We start from the raw sequence: 15,783 nt of genomic DNA, 5'->3' as shown, positions 1-15,783 counted from the left end.
ACGCCCGTCGCTGTGACGTACAACACCTCCGCGGGAAAACCGTCGAGCCGGCCGGGGCGTCTGTCAGGCGTGAGATCACGACAGGCAACGTTGGCGGAGGCGGACGAGGAACGGCTCGTCCGTCTGGTCGCCAAGGGCGACCGCGCCGCGTTCGAGGAGCTGTACCGGCGGACGTCGCCGTGGATGGCGGTGCGGCTGCGCCGCCGCTGCTCGGACGAGCAGATCGTCGCCGAGGTCATGCAGGAGTCGTATCTGGCGGTGTGGCGGGCGGCCGGCGCGTTCGCCGGCTCGGCCGTCGGCGGCTCGGCGGTCGGCTGGCTGTGGACGATCGCGTCCCGCCGCCTCGTCGACGCCTTTCGCCGGCGCGCACGCCACGCCCGACCGCCCGCGGTGGCGAGTGCCGAGGCCGTCGTACCGGCCGCCGAGGACGAGGTGCTGGCGGCCACGGTCGGCGGCGACGTCGGGGACGCACTGCGGCGGCTCGCGCCGGAGTTGCAGGCCGTGCTGCAGGCCATGGTGCTCGACGGGCTGTCCGTCCGCGAGACCGCGGTCCTGCTCGGGGTGCCCGAGGGCACCGTCAAGACCCGCGCCCGGCGGGCGAGAATCGCGATGCGGAAGGCGCTGTCATGAGCGGGGACCACGCGTCGGAGCGGCTGATCGGCCGGTACGCGGGCGGCGAGGCGGGCATCCCCGGCGACGAGCTGTGGGCGCTCGAAGTCCATCTGGACACCTGCGCGGTGTGCCGCGGCCGGCTCTCGGCGGTCGTCCGGGAGCAGGACGCGGCGGTGGGTTCGCTGGTCGAGGGCGTCTGGTCGGAGCTGGAACCGCTGCTGGGAGCGCACGCCCCGGCGCCGCGGCCCCGGCAGCGGCTCGGGTGGCTGTCGACGTGGGCGTCGCCGGTGATGGTGCCCTGGCTGGTCATGACCGTGGTCGTCACGCTGGTCGCCGTGGTGTGCGACCGGTTGACCGGGCGCCCCGGCGACGGTGTCTCGGTGGTGCAACTGCTGGCGCCGGTACTGCCCGTGCTCGGCGTCGCCGCCTCCTGGGCCCGCGGGCTCGACCCCGCGTACGAACTGACCGCCGCCGCACCCAGGGCCGGACTTCACCTGGTGCTCCGGCGGACGGTGTCCGTGCTCGCCGTGGTGATCCCCGCGCTGCTGGTGGCCGGCTGGTCGACGGGCGCCACGGCCGCACAGTGGCTGCTGCCCTGCCTGGCCTTCACCACCGGGACCCTCGCGCTCGGCGGACTGGTCGGGGTGACCCGGGCGGCGGTCGCGCTGGTGGTGGTGTGGGCCGCCGTGATCGTGGCACCGGCCCTGGCACTGAGCCGCACGTCCTTCGTCCTGGAGCCCGCGGTCCTGCCCGGGTGGGCCGCGGTCTTCCTCCTCGGGGCGGTGGTGGTGGCCGTCCGCAAGGACGCCTACGCCCGACTGGGCGCCCACCGCTGACACCTGCTCGCTCTGAGCTGCTGCTCACATCTGCTGACATTCATGTGCAATCGGAAAGGCGACAACCTATGCGCGCGGTGACCGCGGCCGAAGTCGCACCGACGTCCTACGCCTGGGAGATCCGGGCCGAGGGGCTGAAGGTGCGGGCCGGTCTTCGCAGGATGGCCGTCGATGGGCTCGACCTGTCGCTCGGCACCGGAGTGCACGGGCTGCTCGGGCCCAACGGCGCCGGCAAGACCACCCTCATCCGTTCTCTGGCCACGGTGTTCCGGCCGGCCGGCGGAACCCTGGAACTGCTCGGCACGTCCCTCGGAGGCGCTACGGATCTGCGGGAGCTGCGCCGCCTGATCGGTTACCTCCCACAGGACTTCGGGTGCTACAAGCGCTTCACCGTCCGTGAGTTCGTCGAGTACATGGCGTGGCTGAAGGAGGTGCCCCGGAGGGACATCCCGGCGGCGGTTCAGCGCGCCGTCGAGCGGGTGGGGCTGGCGGACCGGGCCGACGACCGGATGCGAACGCTGTCCGGCGGCATGGTGCGACGTGCCGGCATCGCTCAGGCGATCGTCAACGATCCGCGGATTCTGCTGCTCGACGAGCCGACGGCCGGGCTCGACCCGGCGCAGCGGCTGCGCTTTCGCGAGCTGCTTCAGGAACTCGGCACCGACAGCTGTGTCGTGGTGTCGACGCATCTGGTGGAGGACGTCGCGGCGGCCTGCACGGCGGTCGTGCTCCTCGCCGAGGGCAAGCTGGTGTTCCAGGGCACGCCGGACGGGCTGGCCGCCGCGGGCGGCCCGAAGGACGTGGGCGACAGCCCGATCGAGCGCGGCTATTCGGCGCTGCTGGCACGTCCCGAGCAGGAGCGGGGTGCCTGGTGAACGGGCGGATTCTGCGGATCGAACTGAGACGGTCCGTCGCGCCGTGGGCGGGCGGGCTTTTCCTGGTGGTGGCGCTCGCGTTCCTCCACCTGATCAGCGGGCCATGGTGGAAGGGCGACGAGGCGTGGACGGCGCAGTGGACGTCCACCGCGTGGTGGCAGCGCTTCGCGCTGGCGTTCCTGTGGCCCTTGGTGGTCGGCGCCGGAGCGCTGCAGGGCCTGCGCGACCACCGGTCGGGAGGAATGCCCGAACTGCTCGCGACCACGCCGCGGCCCGCCTGGCACCGGGCGGCGAAGGCCGCCGGGGCGTCGGCCCTCGCGCTGACGGCCGCCTACCTCCTGCTGTTCCTCGTCGGCGCGGTGCAGGTGATCGGCAACGACGGGTATTTCCACCTCGGTTGGGTCCCGATCGTGGCGGTCGGCGTGCTGGGAGTCGTCGCCGGCGCCTTGCTGGGCATGGGCGTCGCCCGCCTCGTTCCTTCCGCGCTCACTCCGCCGGTACTCGCCGTGGCCGCGTTGGCGGCGACGATGTACGTGACGGTGATCGACGACAGGGCGGACGCCGGGCCCGGGCCGGAAGGAGCGCTGGCCAATCGGATCGCGCTGCTCGCCCCGGCGCTGCCGCCGATGAGGGACGTGTTCCTCACCGTCGCGGGCCGCGTCAACCTCGGGCAGGCCGTCTGGCTGCTCGGCCTCGCGGGCACCGGCTTCCTGCTGCTGGCGGCCGCGACCCGGCGCTCGCGGCTGCTCGCCCTGCTGCCGGTCGTGCTGGGCGCGGCGGTGGCGCTGCCCGTGCTCCCGTACGACCCGGCGGGGAACCACGTGCCCGACAGCGTGACGACGGCACCGGTGTGCGACGGCCGGGTCTGCGTCACCAAGCTGCACAGCACGCGACTCGCCGTCCTGGCCGGCCCGGGCCGCGAGGCGCTGCGGCTGCTGGCCGAACTGCCGGACGCGCCGGTCTCGGTCCACGAGTCCCCCGGCACCGCCAAGCCGGTGCCCGACGGAGCCGTCCCCGTCGACCTCGACGCCTGGGAAATCCGAGGTGCGACGGGCGAGGACCTCACGCGCAGCCTGCTGGCCGGGGCCGGCACAGCGACGTGCTCCGAGTACGACAACCGCGAACTGGCCGCGCGAACCGTCGCCGCGGCCTGGTTCCTCGGGGACCTGGAACCCCTGCACTCGCACAAACCGGACCCCCTGAGCGGGCCGGCCTGGAACGCGCTCCGCGCGCTGCCGGCGTCCGAACAGCGGGCGCGGGTGGCGGCGTTGCGGACCGCGGCCCTGTTCTGCGAGGGCGACCTGCTGGACGTACTGGCGGGGAAGGCGCCCCGGTGAGGTGGCTGACGCTGTACGCGCGCTCCCGGCAGGTACCCGCCTCGCTGGCCCTCGTGCTGATCGGTGCCGGGACGGTGTGGGCGCTCGCGCAGGGCACGCGCGACGGGCCGGGGGATCCGAGGACGGCCGCACTGGTGCTGACCGCGGCGGTCGCGGTGGCCGCGGCCGGACTGAGCGGGCAGGACCACACGCTGGACCGGACGGCCGCGTTCGGCTGGGTGCCCCGGCGTGCGGCGCACGTACTGCTCATCGGCGCGGTCACCGGGGCGGTGCCGCCGGCCCTGGCGTTCATGGGCGACGACCTGGCACCGACGGGGTTCTTCGTCCGGGACGCCGCCGGGCTGACGGGGCTGGTCGCGATCGGGGCCGCGGCGTTCGGCGGGCGATACGGCTGGACACTGCCGTTCGGCTGGTTCTCGGCGGCGCTCTTCGTCCCGCCCTCGGCCGGGGGACCGGCCCAGGTGGCCACCTGGATGCTGCAGCCCCCGGACACCCCCGCCGCCACCTGGACCGCGCTGACCCTCGCGGCCGTAGGCACCCTGGCCTACGCGCTGGCCGGCCCCCGGCGCTGACGCGGTTCCGGTCAGGCCGTCGCCGTACTGGAAGACCCCGCGTACTGGAAGACCCCGCGTACTGGAAGACCCCGCGTACTGGAAGACCCCGCGTACTGGAAGACTCCGCGTACCGGAAGACCCCGCGCCGCGGTCCGCCTGACTCGTTTTTGATCAGCCGTGTACGCTGACGGCCATGGTGCGCCCGTTACTGCCGCAACCGTGGATGCACAGGGCCTACGACCTGGCACTCGCGGTGCTGGTGGCCTACACGACGTTGTTCTACGACACGGGCTACGACCAACTCATCGGCCTCTCCATGGCGTTGGCCGTGGTGTTCCGCCGTCGCGCTCCTCTGACCGTCATGGCGGTCGTCGCCGCCCTCGCCCTGACGCAGTATCTGCTGGCGGCCCTCGCCGAGCCGCTGGCGGGAGAACTCACCGGGTACGACATCGCCGTCCTCATCGCGATGGTGACGGTGGTGAGCCATGCCGAGGAGATGTGGAAGGCGTACACCGCCGGTGCCATCGTTGTCGTGGGCAACCTGCTGGCCTTCGGCGGGATCTCCTCGCTCAGCTCGGCGGCCGACTGGGACGAGTTCAGCGAGAACCTGACCTTCACCGGCATCTGCGCGGCGGTGTGGCTGACCGCGTACGTACTGCGGACCCGTCGGCTGTTGGTGGCGGCCCTGGAGGAGCGTGCCGCAGGCGCCGAGCGGGAGCGTGCCCACCTCGTCCGGCTGGCCGCCGTCGAAGAACGCGCGGCGATCGCCCGTGAGTTGCACGACGTGGTGGCGCACAGCCTGGCCGTGATGATCATCCAGGCGGACGGGGCCAGATACGCGATCGCCGCGGATCAGGACAAGGCCAGCAAGGCGATGCAGGCGGTCGCGGGCACCGGCCGGGACGCGCTCGAGGACATGCGCAGCATCGTGGAGGTGCTGCGCGGTACGAAGAGGTCCGGCACCGCTGGCGACGGCGCTGGCGATGGCGATGGCGATGGCGATGGCGGCCGTGAGGGTGCCGACGACCGCCGCCGGGTCGGGCTGGCCCATCTGGAACCGCTGGTGGAGCGGGCCCGCGCCGCCGGACTCCGAGTGGACCTGCGCGTGGAGGGTGAGCCGCAGGGGCTCTCGACCGCCGAAGAGCTGACCCTCTTCCGGATCGCCCAGGAAAGCATGACCAACGCGCTGCGGCACGCCGGACCCGAGGCACACGTCACCGTCACGCTGGAGTTCCGCGACGGCACCGCCGTACTGGAGGTCCTCGACGACGGGGCCGGAAAGCTGGCCGGCTCCGCTCCGGTGCTGCCCGGCTCCGGCGGCAACGGGCTGGTGGGCATGCGGGAGCGGGTCGATGTGCACGGCGGCCGGTTCACCGCCGGCCCTCGGCTCGGCCCGGGGTGGCAGATCAAGGTCGAACTTCCGGCGAAGGCGGCGGCATGAGCGGCGGCATGAGCGGCGGCACGAACGGTTCGGATGCTGCGGCGAGACCGATCCGGGTGGTGGTCGTGGACGACCAGCCTCTGGTGCGCGCCGGGTTCGCCATGGTGCTGGACGCACAGCCCGACATCGAGGTCGTCGGAGAGGCGGGGGACGGGGCGGAGGCGCTGGCGCTGCTGGAGCGGACCACGGCCGATGTCGTCGTCATGGACATCCGGATGCCCGTCATGGACGGGGTGGAGGCCACCGAGCGGATCGGCGAGCGCCCGAACCCGCCCAGGATCCTTGTCCTCACGACGTTCGACACCGACAACGACGCGTTCGCCGCGCTCCAGGCCGGCGCGAGCGGCTACCTGCTCAAGGACGTGCCGCCCGAGGATTTCCTCGCCGCGATCCGCGTGGTGGCGGCGGGCGACTCCGTCGTGGCCCCCCGGCTGACCCGTCGACTGCTCGAACGGTTCGCCGGACAACTGGTTCCCGCCCCGGAGCCGCAGGACGACGACCGGCTCGCCGTCCTGACCGAGCGGGAGCGGGACGTGCTGGAACTGGTCGGCCGCGGGCTGTCCAACTCCGAGATCGCCGCTCGCCTGTACGTCGCGGAGACGACCGTGAAGACGCACCTCGGGCGGATCCTCACCAAGCTGGAGCTGCGCGACCGGGTGCAGGCCGTGGTGCTGGCGTACCAGACCGGGCTGGTCCGGCCGACCGGCTGATCCTTCCGGTGCAGGAGGCGGTCGCGCATCGGCGTACGACCCGGGTCGTACGAGCGGGTGCACAGAGGTCGTATCCCGATCGGATGTGCGTGAAAGCCGCCCCCGCAAGGATTGTTGACGAAACGAAAGCACGTTTCACCGACAATTCTCCGGGGGCATCCGATGGTTATCACCGTTCAGAGCGACAGCCGCAGCAAGAAAGCGCTGGTATTCGGGATGTCCCTCGCGGTCGTGGTGATGGCGGCCGTGGGAATCGGCGGCGCCTATTGGTGGCAGCAGCGCGATGCGCCGAGCCAGGCGTCGGCGGCCGACTGCGCTCTGGCCCAGAAGATCATCGACGAGGCGCAGGAGCTTCCCGCGGACAAGGCCGCGATCGCGAAGTGGCGGAAGGACACGCGTGACCTGCGCATCGCGGAGATGAAGGACGGCTACCTCGGGCTGCGGATCGCCACGTACGAGCAGTGGGCCGCCGACCATGCGACGGGTGCGGCCGAGGCACCGACGAAGCAGGAACTGGCCGACATGACGAAGACGGCCAATTCGCACTGCACCGAGGCCGAACGCACCCTCGTGGTCCCGCAGATCGCGTCGTCCTGAGGTATTTCAACGCCACGAGGCAACGCAGCCGAAACAGCTACACAGGGGAATCAGACCCATGGGAATCGGCGCCGTCGCGCACAGAACCGAAAGCATTTCCCGCCACATCGGCGATGACATCGCCGTCGGCGCGGAGGACCTCGTCAAGGTCTACGGCCATGGCGACACCGGCGTACGAGCCCTGGACGGGGTGTCCGTCGGCTTCGCGCGCGCCCGCTTCACCGCCATCATGGGGCCGTCGGGTTCTGGCAAGTCCACCCTCATGCACTGCCTGGCCGGCCACGAAACCGCCGCCTCCGGGCGGGTTTTGATCGACGGTACGGACCTCACCGGCCTGTCCGAACGGGCGCTGACCACCGTACGGCGGGACAGGATCGGCTTCGTCTTCCAGTCGTTCAACCTGCTGCCGCAGCTGACCGCGAGGCAGAACATCACCCTGCCGCTCGACCTGGCCGGCCGGCCCGTCGACCAGGAGCTGCTCGACCATCTCATCGGCGTCCTCGGCGTCGGCGACCGGATGACCCACCGGCCCGGTGAGCTGTCCGGGGGCCCGCAGCTGGGGGCACCTCCCAGGCCCTTAAGGCACTGGGGGAGGGTGGCGCTGGCCCGCGCCCTGGTGGCACGGCCCGCCGTGGTCTTCGCCGACGAGCCCACCGGCAATCTCGACTCCCGCTCCGGCGCCGAAGTGCTGGGCTTCCTGCGGGACTCGGCGCGTGACCTCGGGCAGACGGTCGTCATGGTGACCCACGACCCGGGCGCCGCCGTCTACGCCGACCGCGTCGTCGTCCTCGCCGACGGCCGCGTCGTCGAGGACCTGGACACCCCCGGCCGGGCGTCGGTCACCGGTGCGCTGCAGAACCTGGCGGGCACCCGATGAGCCGGGGCCCGGGACCGCGTCCTGAAAAGCGTCCGGGACCGCTGGCCGCCGTGCTGCGCACCCAGCTCGCCGGGGTGCTGGCCCGGCCCGGCCGGCTCCTCATGACCGGACTGTCGGTGCTCGTCGCCGCGTTCGTCGTGTTCGCCACCGTGATGGCCCAGCAGATCACCGAACAGACCACCGTCGACCGGTTCCGCGGCACCCCCGAGGCCGCCGACCTGGTCGTGCTGGGGGACGACGACGTCATCACCGACGCGCAGACCAAGGCCGTCCAGGCGGTACCGGGAGTGGCCGAGGTCGCCGCCCGTACGGAGAACGGGGTGTCGCTCGCCGAGGTCTCCAGGCGCTATCTGGAGCTTCAGGGCGACCCCGGCAGCGGACCGCTGTCGCGGGTGCGGCTCGTGGCGGGCGGTTACCCGGACGGCCCGCTCGAACTGGCCGTGAACCAGCAGGCATCGCAGCGGCTGGACATCGAGCCGGGCGACCGGGTCGGCCTGCTCGTCCCCGTGGGCGGGGACGCGGAGGGGACCGAGGAGACCGACGAGACCGACGAGACCGACGAGACCGACGAGACCGACGAGACACGGACGGTTACGGTGACCGTCACCGGTGTGGTCGAGGCGAACTCCGACCGGGAGGCCACCGGTTATGCCCCCGCCGCCGCCCTCAACGCGATGGGACACATCGAGGGCTATCCGCGGCTCGACGTCCGCGCGGAAGACGGTGTCTCCGCCGAGGCCCTGACCGAGCGGCTGTCCGCGGTGTTCCAGCGCACCGACGGTTCGGCTTTCGAGTTCGTCCCCGGTGACACCGTGCGCGCCGAGGAGGCCAGGGCCGCGGTGGACCAGTACGCGGACGTCTTCCGGCTCATCGCGATGTTCCTGGCGATCGCTGTCGTGGCCGCCGCCCTCGTCGCGACCTCGACGTTCCGGGTCGTCTTCGCCCAGCGGCTGCGCCAACTGGCACTCCTGCGCACCATCGGCGCCCACCGCGGCCGGCTCGTCCAGGCGCTCGCCGTCGAGGGCGCACTGGTGGGATTCATCGCCGGTACGGCCGGCGTCCTGCTGGCACTCGGCGCCGGATACGCCGCCCCGGTGATCGCCCACGCCGCCGGACTGAGCCTCTCGGCGCCCGCGGTGCCCGTGGCCGCGGCTGCGGCGGTGGTGCTCGGCGCCGTACTGGTGACCGTCGGCGCGGTGCTCGCCCCCGCGTCGTCCGCCGCCGGGGTCTCCCCGCTGCAGACACTGCGCAGCGCCGGCACCCTGGCGGGCGAACGCGGCATCGGCCGTGCGCGCCTCGGCATCGGCCTGCTCCTCACCGTCTGCGCCACGGGACTGGCCGCTGTGCTCCTCGGGGATCTGCCCGAACCGGGCGACCTGAACTACGACTCGGTCGCGGGCCTGATGCTGACGGTCCTCTCGGGCACCCTGGCGTTCCTCGCGCTGATCACCCTCGGCCCGCTGCTCGTACGCCCGTTGCTGGCGGCCGCCGGGTGGCCGCTGCGCCGGCTCGGGCCCACCGGGACACTCGCCGTCGGCGGCATCGGCGGCGCCCCGCGCCGCGCGGCGGCCGTGTCGGTCGTTGTCGCGCTCGGCGTCGCCCTGGTCTCCGGCACCCTCGTCGGCATCGCCACCCTGCAGGGCCACATGGACCGGGAACTGGCCGCCCAGGCCCCCGCGGACTTCGATGTGAGCGGCACCGTCAACAGCGATGCCCATGGCGCGGTGAATGGCCTGAGCGCCGATCTCGTACGCCGCCTCAAGGCCCTACCCCAGCTCGCCGACGCGACCGCATACCGGCAGACCGATGTCGCCGTCGGCGGCATGGAGGCGTCCGCCATCGACCTGGACCTGACCGCTCTGCCCTCCTCACGGCTGCTTCGCCCGATGACCGGCACACTGAGCGAACTCGGTCCGGGTGAAGTGATCGTGAGCAGCAGACTCGCCAGGGGACTCGGCATGGCGGCCGGTGACAGCATCACCTTCACCACGGCGAAGAAGGGCACCGTCCGGATGTCCGTCGCGGCCACGCTGCCCGACGAAGGACCACTGGGCGCCGACGCGATCGTCACGCCGGGCGACCTGGACAAGATGGGCGCCTCGCCGCTGCCGGCCGGTGTCCTGGCGAATGCCGCCGAGTCGGGACAGGCTGCCCGCAACGCGGCGGAGCAGGCGATTCGCAAGACCGTCGGTCCGAACAGTGAGAACAGCGCGATGGAACTGAGGATCCTCGCGGAGGAACGCGACAACAGCGACGCCGACATCGAGATGGTGGCCACCCTGTCGCTCGGTCTGCTCGGGCTCACCGTACTCATCGCCGTCGTCGGCGTCGGCACCACGACCGGCCTCACCGTGCTGGAACGCACCCGCGAGTCAGGACTGCTGCGTGCGCTGGGACTGGGCCGGTCCGGGCTCCGTTTCCTGATCGGCATGGAGGCCGCCCTGTACGGCGTCCTCGGCGGCGTCCTCGGTCTGGCCCTCGGCGTGCCCTACGCCTGGCTGGCGGTCCGGCTGCTGAACCTCGGGGCGCCGCTGCTGCTGCCGTACGGACAACTGCTGGCGGTCTTCCTGGGGTTGGTGCTCGTCACCGCGCTCGCCGGACTGCTGCCCGCCCGGCGCGCGGCCCGGGTCAGCCCGGTGGTGGCGCTGGGCACGACCGAATGAGTCCGGAGCGCACAACCGAATGAGTCCGGAGCCGGGAGAGAAACGAACCCATGCCGACGAGCGAACTCAACCACTGGATCCAGTACGCGATGGATCTCCTGGGAATCTTCGCCTTCGCGCTCTCCGGAGCACTGCTTTCCGTCCGCAAGGACTTCGACATCTTCGGAACGATCACTCTCGCCGAGGCGGCCGGCCTGGGCGGCGGACTCTTCCGCGACCTAGTCATCGGTGTCACCCCCGTGGCGTTCGCCGACCTCGGCTACTACCTGGCGCCGCTAGGCGCGGCCCTGATCGTCTTTCTGGCGCGCGAACATCGTCGCGGACACGGCCGGCGAACCCGTGTTCCTCGACCCGGCGGTGTGCTGGATGTGGGCCGAGTCCGACCTCAGCATGATGTACTGCTGCGATCCTCCTCCGGACCGCTTCTTCCGCGCCTACGAGGAGATCTCCCCCCTCCCCGATGCCTGGCGCGACCGCATGCCGCTGCTGCACCTGCGCGAACACCTCAGTGTGCTGGCCCACTTCGGGGCGTACGGCGACACCGTGGCGCGGGTCCGGGACGTCGTCCGTACGTTCTCCTGACTCCGGAAGGCCCGCGGCGGCCACGACGTCCGTCGCGAAGTCCATGTGCCGCACTCCCCTTCCCCCTCCCGGCCAGGAACAGCGATGGGCCCCTGGCGGCGGAGACGGCACAGCGCGCCTTCCGCAGCCCAGCCGGCGCGTGCCCTGGCTCACCTGTCGGCTCCGGGCCGTACCACTGAAGTGCCTGGCCGACGCGCACCCGAGGCCGCTCACCTCCGGCCCGGCGTGCGGACAAAGGGCGATCACTCGGGGACCGTGGTGTCAGCTCACGGCCTTCTTGACGAGGGAGGTGATCGTCTTTTCGGCTTTGTCGCTCAGCTCGGTCACGGCGTAGGACGTGGACACTCCTCTCGCCGCCGCAGACTCTGCCGGCGGCCGAGTTACCACCGCAGCAACCCCGACCGGCCAGGGTGACTACGCCGGGCACTTCACCGACCCCGACGGCTACCACTGGAGAATCACCACGCTCGCATGACCGCGATCGACCGTCTGTAGCGGAGGGTGCCCCCCACGCGACCGGCCCGCTCGTCGGCCGGGATCAGGTAGGCGCTGCGCCGCGGCCGGGCTGGAACGGGTCGCGGCCGACCCGCCCCAGGGGCGACACGGCGCGGATACCCGCACTCGGACCCTGGACCCACCTTTTACCGACCCGCGCTCTGGGCGGCGATCGTGGACCGCCTCACATTCAATACCAACCATCATCGAGATGGGGGACGGAGTCATACCGTCTGGCCCGGCGCGACGGAGTAGCTGAGGTCCTTCGCGATGAGCGAGGCAGGCGCCAAACGCAGCCACATCGTGCCGCGTTCGCCCGGATCGTCATGCAGGTAGTGCACGAAGCGCGAGTCCCACTGAGTTTCGTCCGCTCCCAAGTATCGGGCAAGCTTACGCCGCCCCCTCGGCACGTCGAAGGACACAAGCTCGGCCTGACCCCGAGCGATCACCTGCCGGACAAGCCCTGTCGTGAGATCGCATTCGTCCACCACGAGGGCGACGCTCGGATCCTCCTCCACACGGTGGAACAACCGGGCCCATGGCCCCGTCAAGGTCCAGAAGGCGCCCTCTTCCCAGAGAAACCAGACAGGGCGCACCTTCGGCCCGCTCGTCGCGATGCGAGCAGTGAGCGGCTGCTGCAGGAAAGAGTCCACATCAAAGTCACGAGATGCCACAGCTCCAATCTTCTGGTGTCGCCCGTCACTTGACCACCGACTTCCGACCTACGACCAGGTCCGTGCAGGTTCCTCAAAATGGCGTCGTATTTTCAAAGCTGACTGCACATCAGGGCCATATATGGCGTTGTGCTGGGAACTGCAGTTCAGTCGGAACGTGCGGCGCCCCGGCGATGTCAGAGCGGAAGTTCCGTGGGCACACCTGGCGCTGGCTGTTCGCACAGAACGGCACCTCCTCCGCCGCGGTCTCGACGGGAGGCGGCGTCAACCTGCTGAAGGCATCGAAGCTGACGGTGAACGCCGGCCCTGAACCGGTGGCCACGGGAGCCAAACTGGCGGTCTCCGGTCGCCTCATCCACGCGACGACCGACGCGGCCACCACTTTCACCGGTTATGCGGGACAGCCGGTGAAGCTGCAGTGCCGCCCTGAGCGCGGTCGACGACCTGCGGCGCTGGATGAGCCGGGGTCGTGTCGTGATGCCGGAGATCACGGAGGACCACTTGGGTGCCGCCCAGTCCGTCCGAGTCCGCTACGGCGCGCTCGACCTGGACCTCGCCGACGCGGTGAACGTGGCGCTTGCGGCCGACTACGACACCGACGCGATCCTCACCCTCGACCGAAGGGACTTCCGGGCCGTAAGACCATTGGGCCGCCACAAGTTGTTCCGGGTACTCCCGGACGACCTTCCGCTCTGACGCGGGATCCTCGGCGGCCAAGCGCCTGCTCCCGCAAGGAAGTTGTGCCCCGCTTGTCGAGATGCGCGATGAGCGGTAGGCGTCCGGCGTCGTTCGGGACGGGCAGGCTGAGTGCTCTGACCACGCGAACCTGCTCATGGTTGACGTGAAGTCGCAGGTCAGCGCCGTGCTGCAGCGTGAGCGGGCTGCACCCGCAAGACACTTGTGCCCTCCGCATGGCCCATCCTCGAACGCGACACGTGCCAGAAAACGCGGGAGAGCCCCGCTCGCGTAACAGCCCCAGGCCGTTGACCTGGGGCTTCAAGAAGAGCGGGTGACGAGAATCGAACTCGCGCTCTCAGCTTGGGAAGCGACGGCGCTTTGTGAGTCGGATGGCTCTGACGTGCGTAGATGCCTTGCGCTCGGGTTGTCGTGCGGGTCAGGCACGGGCGCCACCAGCAGCCGAGCGGTTGGGCGCGGGACGTGCGCCGGTACGCCTGGGTAAAGGAGTGTGCCCCCTCGTTGGCGTTGCTGCGGTTGCTTGCCGATGGTGGTGGATGCAGACCTGTCGGCCGGTCAGGTGGGCCCGTCCGGGCTCCGGGAGAAGGCCGTGTCGCCGGCCGTCGCCACGATCGTGTCCTTGACGAGCAGCACTCGCGGCGGGGTGTCCTGCGCCTTGTTCCCGGGGTCGTCCAGCGCGGAGGTGCGCCATACCTCCGCTCCGGTGCGGCTGTCCAGTGCCAGCAGGCGGCCGAAGCGGTTGGAGAAATAGACCCGCTTGTACGTCGCTGACACCGCGGGCGCGGACAGACTCTCCATGTCCGTCGCCTTCTGCCAGAGTTGTTTGCCGCTGTCCGCCGACACCGCGGTGACCGAACCGTTGGACCGGACGAAGTAGACGACGCCGTCCACAAGGGCGGCCGCGCCGGTCAGCGGACGTGCCAGCGGTATCCGTCTGACCTGCCCGGTTTCCGGGACCACTCGCAGCAGCGCGTTGTACGGCCGTTCGTACCCGGCTTCGTACACGTCCTTCGCGGTCTGGGGGGCGAGGAACACGGGTTGCCCGCCGACAGCGCCGAGGGCTTCCGCCTTCCGGGGCAGTGCAGCGGTTTCCGTCAGGCTGTCGGGTTTGAGCTTCATAAGGTCGACCGGGGCCTGGCCGGGCTCGGTGCCGGCCGAGCACAGGGCGTAAGGAGCGCCTCCCAGCGCCGACGGAGTGCAGTACTCGTCCAGCGAGGGCGCCCGCCACAGTTCCTTGCCGGAAGGCCCGTATGCGACGAACCACGAGTGGTCGGGAGACAGGGTCAGCAGTCCGCCGTCGTACAGGACCGCGTCCTCCGACTTGTTGATGTCGCGTTGCCAACGCCGGTGCCCGGTCCCGGCGTCGAGGGCCACCACGCGCCTGGTCGTATCGTCCGGATCCTCGTACACATAGACCAGCCCGTCGCGAACGCCGATCGGTTGCGCCCCCTGAGGGCGGGTGCCGGTCCGCCACAGGGTGCGGCCGGAGGCCGTGTCGATCCGGGCCACCGTGAAGCCCGTACCGCCGCAGAACAGGGCGGTCCTTTCCGCCACGCATCCGGTGGTCTGGTAGTCGAGAGGGACACCCGTCACGTCGTACCGCAGGGCCGTGGTCCACGGCCGCCAGCCCTTGGGCAGCGATGCGGCACGGGCGGTGGTCGTGGCGTCGGAGGCGGTGGCGTGGGAGGCGCTGGTCGTGTCCCGGCCCGGCACGAAGACACCCGCCCCGACACCCAGCCCCGTGACGGCCAGTGCCGCGCCGAGGCCGGCGAGCAGCATCTTGGCTCGGCGCCCCTTGCCGGTGCCGGTCGCGGCGCCCGCAGTGGTGGTGGCCGCGCCCTGATGAGTAGGGCGGGGCCGGGGTTTCGCGGACTCCCCGGCCTTCGGGGGCGCGGTGGCGTCGGATTCCGGCAGCGCCAGGAGCATGCGGTGCATATCCGCCAGTTCTGGCCGTGCGGCGGGGTCCTTGTCCAGGCAGCGCTCGACAATGCCCAGGAGTGCTTCGGGCACCCCGTCGAGGTCCGGGGTCTCGTACATCACCTGATAGCCGGTCATGTATGGGCTGTCGGCGTCGAACGGTCCTGTGCCCACGGCCGCGAACACCAGCAGTGACCCCAGCGAGAACACGTCCGAGGCCGGGGCGACATCTCGGGGAGAGGCCAGTTGTTCCGGCGACATGAAGGGCGGAGTGCCGATGATGCGCCCGGTCATGGTGAGACTCTGGTTGTCGGAAGCGCGCGATATGCCGAAGTCGATGACGCGCGGCCCGTCCTCGGTCATCAGGACGTTGGCCGGTTTGAGGTCCCGGTGCACCAGGCCCGCCCGGTGGATGTCGCGCAGCGCCTCGGTGAGCCCCAGTCCCAGCGCGCGCAGTTCCCGCTGGCTCAGCGGGCCGTCCTTCTTCACGACTTCGTCAAGGCTGAGCCCCGGCACGTAGAGCGTCGCCATCCACGGCCGGTCGGCGTCCGGGTCGGCGTCCACGACAGGCGCGGTGAAGGCGCCGCTCACTCTGCGCGCGGCCGCGATCTCCTGCCGGAAGCGCGTTCGGAACTCCTCCTCCTGGGCGTACGGCCCGTGCACGAGCTTGACCGCGACCTGCCGTCCCGAGGCGGAGACTCCCAGATAGACGACTCCCATGCCGCCCGCCCCGAGCCGACCGAGGAGGGTGTACCCGCCTATGGACTCCGGGTCCCCGGTGCTCAGGGACGTCATCGCCGATCATCCTTCCCAGCGCCTGCCTGCCTCACGGAGATCAGAGTAGGGCCTGCCGCCCCGGAAGCGGAGCCGCGCCTATCACGGATCGGTGTCCCTTTGCCCTGAGCCGTGCAATGGGG

Annotated in this window: 14 protein-coding genes and 2 pseudogenes; 14 read left to right on the top strand and 2 right to left on the bottom strand. The window is 71.1% G+C overall.

Annotation, left to right across the window (positions count from 1 at the left end):
* Positions 1–69 precede the first annotated feature (69 nt).
* The 13 genes and pseudogenes from AC5P09_RS29455 (at position 70) to AC5P09_RS29395 (ending at position 11,559) form a co-directional block, all read left to right on the top strand.
* Positions 70–630 (top strand): RNA polymerase sigma factor, encoded by a 561-nt coding sequence (locus AC5P09_RS29455; protein WP_493876780.1) that lies wholly within the window; start codon positions 70–72, stop codon positions 628–630.
* On the top strand, positions 627–1,448 hold the full coding sequence (locus AC5P09_RS29450) for a zf-HC2 domain-containing protein (protein WP_493876779.1): 822 nt from the start codon (positions 627–629) through the stop codon (positions 1,446–1,448). The genes AC5P09_RS29455 and AC5P09_RS29450 overlap by 4 nt, the downstream gene beginning before the upstream one ends.
* 68 nt (positions 1,449–1,516) lie before the next feature.
* Positions 1,517–2,323 carry an ABC transporter ATP-binding protein gene (locus AC5P09_RS29445; RefSeq protein WP_493876778.1) on the top strand — a complete coding sequence of 269 codons (807 nt, stop codon included), beginning with the start codon at positions 1,517–1,519 and terminating at the stop codon, positions 2,321–2,323.
* Positions 2,320–3,660 carry a hypothetical protein gene (locus tag AC5P09_RS29440; protein ID WP_493876777.1) on the top strand — a complete coding sequence of 447 codons (1,341 nt, stop codon included), beginning with the start codon at positions 2,320–2,322 and terminating at the stop codon, positions 3,658–3,660. Before AC5P09_RS29445 ends, AC5P09_RS29440 begins: the two co-directional genes overlap by 4 nt.
* A complete protein-coding gene (locus tag AC5P09_RS29435) occupies positions 3,657–4,232 on the top strand; it encodes a hypothetical protein (RefSeq protein WP_493876776.1) in 576 nt (191 codons plus the stop codon). The genes AC5P09_RS29440 and AC5P09_RS29435 overlap by 4 nt, the downstream gene beginning before the upstream one ends.
* 175 nt (positions 4,233–4,407) lie before the next feature.
* Positions 4,408–5,655, top strand: coding sequence for a sensor histidine kinase (locus AC5P09_RS29430; protein ID WP_493876775.1), 1,248 nt, complete (start codon positions 4,408–4,410; stop codon positions 5,653–5,655).
* On the top strand, positions 5,652–6,365 hold the full coding sequence (locus tag AC5P09_RS29425) for a response regulator (RefSeq protein ID WP_493876774.1): 714 nt from the start codon (positions 5,652–5,654) through the stop codon (positions 6,363–6,365). Before AC5P09_RS29430 ends, AC5P09_RS29425 begins: the two co-directional genes overlap by 4 nt.
* 162 nt (positions 6,366–6,527) lie before the next feature.
* Positions 6,528–6,962 (top strand): hypothetical protein, encoded by a 435-nt coding sequence (locus AC5P09_RS29420; protein ID WP_493876773.1) that lies wholly within the window; start codon positions 6,528–6,530, stop codon positions 6,960–6,962.
* Positions 6,963–7,020: 58 nt separating this feature from the next.
* On the top strand, positions 7,021–7,839 hold the full coding sequence (locus AC5P09_RS29415) for an ABC transporter ATP-binding protein (protein ID WP_493876772.1): 819 nt from the start codon (positions 7,021–7,023) through the stop codon (positions 7,837–7,839).
* 50 nt (positions 7,840–7,889) lie between these two features.
* A complete protein-coding gene (locus AC5P09_RS29410) occupies positions 7,890–10,502 on the top strand; it encodes an FtsX-like permease family protein (RefSeq protein ID WP_493876771.1) in 2,613 nt (870 codons plus the stop codon).
* Between the two features lie 50 nt (positions 10,503–10,552).
* A pseudogene (locus AC5P09_RS29405) lies at positions 10,553–10,816 on the top strand (trimeric intracellular cation channel family protein); the annotation flags it as partial.
* Between the two features lie 25 nt (positions 10,817–10,841).
* Positions 10,842–11,084 carry a fructosamine kinase family protein gene (locus AC5P09_RS29400; RefSeq protein ID WP_493876770.1) on the top strand — a complete coding sequence of 81 codons (243 nt, stop codon included), beginning with the start codon at positions 10,842–10,844 and terminating at the stop codon, positions 11,082–11,084.
* A 337-nt stretch (positions 11,085–11,421) separates the two neighbouring features.
* Complete coding sequence (locus AC5P09_RS29395; protein WP_493876769.1) at positions 11,422–11,559, top strand: VOC family protein; 138 nt, start codon at positions 11,422–11,424, stop codon at positions 11,557–11,559.
* A 244-nt stretch (positions 11,560–11,803) separates the two neighbouring features.
* On the opposite strand, the gene AC5P09_RS29390 is transcribed toward AC5P09_RS29395, so the two are convergent.
* Complete coding sequence (locus AC5P09_RS29390) at positions 11,804–12,253, bottom strand: pyridoxamine 5'-phosphate oxidase family protein (RefSeq protein ID WP_493876768.1); 450 nt, start codon at positions 12,251–12,253, stop codon at positions 11,804–11,806.
* Positions 12,254–12,673: 420 nt separating this feature from the next.
* Here AC5P09_RS29390 and AC5P09_RS29385 point away from each other — a divergent pair.
* Positions 12,674–12,949 (top strand): annotated as a pseudogene (locus AC5P09_RS29385) (PIN domain-containing protein); the annotation flags it as partial.
* Positions 12,950–13,504: 555 nt separating this feature from the next.
* Here the strand turns inward: AC5P09_RS29385 and AC5P09_RS29380 are convergent.
* Positions 13,505–15,661: a protein kinase domain-containing protein gene (locus AC5P09_RS29380; RefSeq protein ID WP_493876767.1), complete on the bottom strand. Its 2,157-nt coding sequence runs from the start codon at positions 15,659–15,661 to the stop codon at positions 13,505–13,507.
* Between the last annotated feature and the right edge of the window lie 122 nt (positions 15,662–15,783).

Source organism: Streptomyces sp. a15, from assembly GCF_059026085.1.
This window is presented reverse-complemented; position numbering and strand designations above follow the sequence as displayed.

What these genes read in the sequence shown, in the direction of transcription:
- AC5P09_RS29450 (WP_493876779.1), top strand. Translation starts at nt 627, where the DNA reads ATGAGCGGGGACCACGCGTCGGAGCGGCTGATCGGCCGGTACGCGGGC.
- AC5P09_RS29445 (WP_493876778.1), top strand. Translation starts at nt 1,517, where the DNA reads ATGCGCGCGGTGACCGCGGCCGAAGTCGCACCGACGTCCTACGCCTGG.
- AC5P09_RS29430 (WP_493876775.1), top strand. Translation starts at nt 4,408, where the DNA reads ATGGTGCGCCCGTTACTGCCGCAACCGTGGATGCACAGGGCCTACGAC.
- AC5P09_RS29425 (WP_493876774.1), top strand. Translation starts at nt 5,652, where the DNA reads ATGAGCGGCGGCATGAGCGGCGGCACGAACGGTTCGGATGCTGCGGCG.
- AC5P09_RS29420 (WP_493876773.1), top strand. Translation starts at nt 6,528, where the DNA reads ATGGTTATCACCGTTCAGAGCGACAGCCGCAGCAAGAAAGCGCTGGTA.
- AC5P09_RS29415 (WP_493876772.1), top strand. Translation starts at nt 7,021, where the DNA reads ATGGGAATCGGCGCCGTCGCGCACAGAACCGAAAGCATTTCCCGCCAC.
- AC5P09_RS29380 (WP_493876767.1), bottom strand. Translation starts at nt 15,661, where the DNA reads ATGACGTCCCTGAGCACCGGGGACCCGGAGTCCATAGGCGGGTACACC.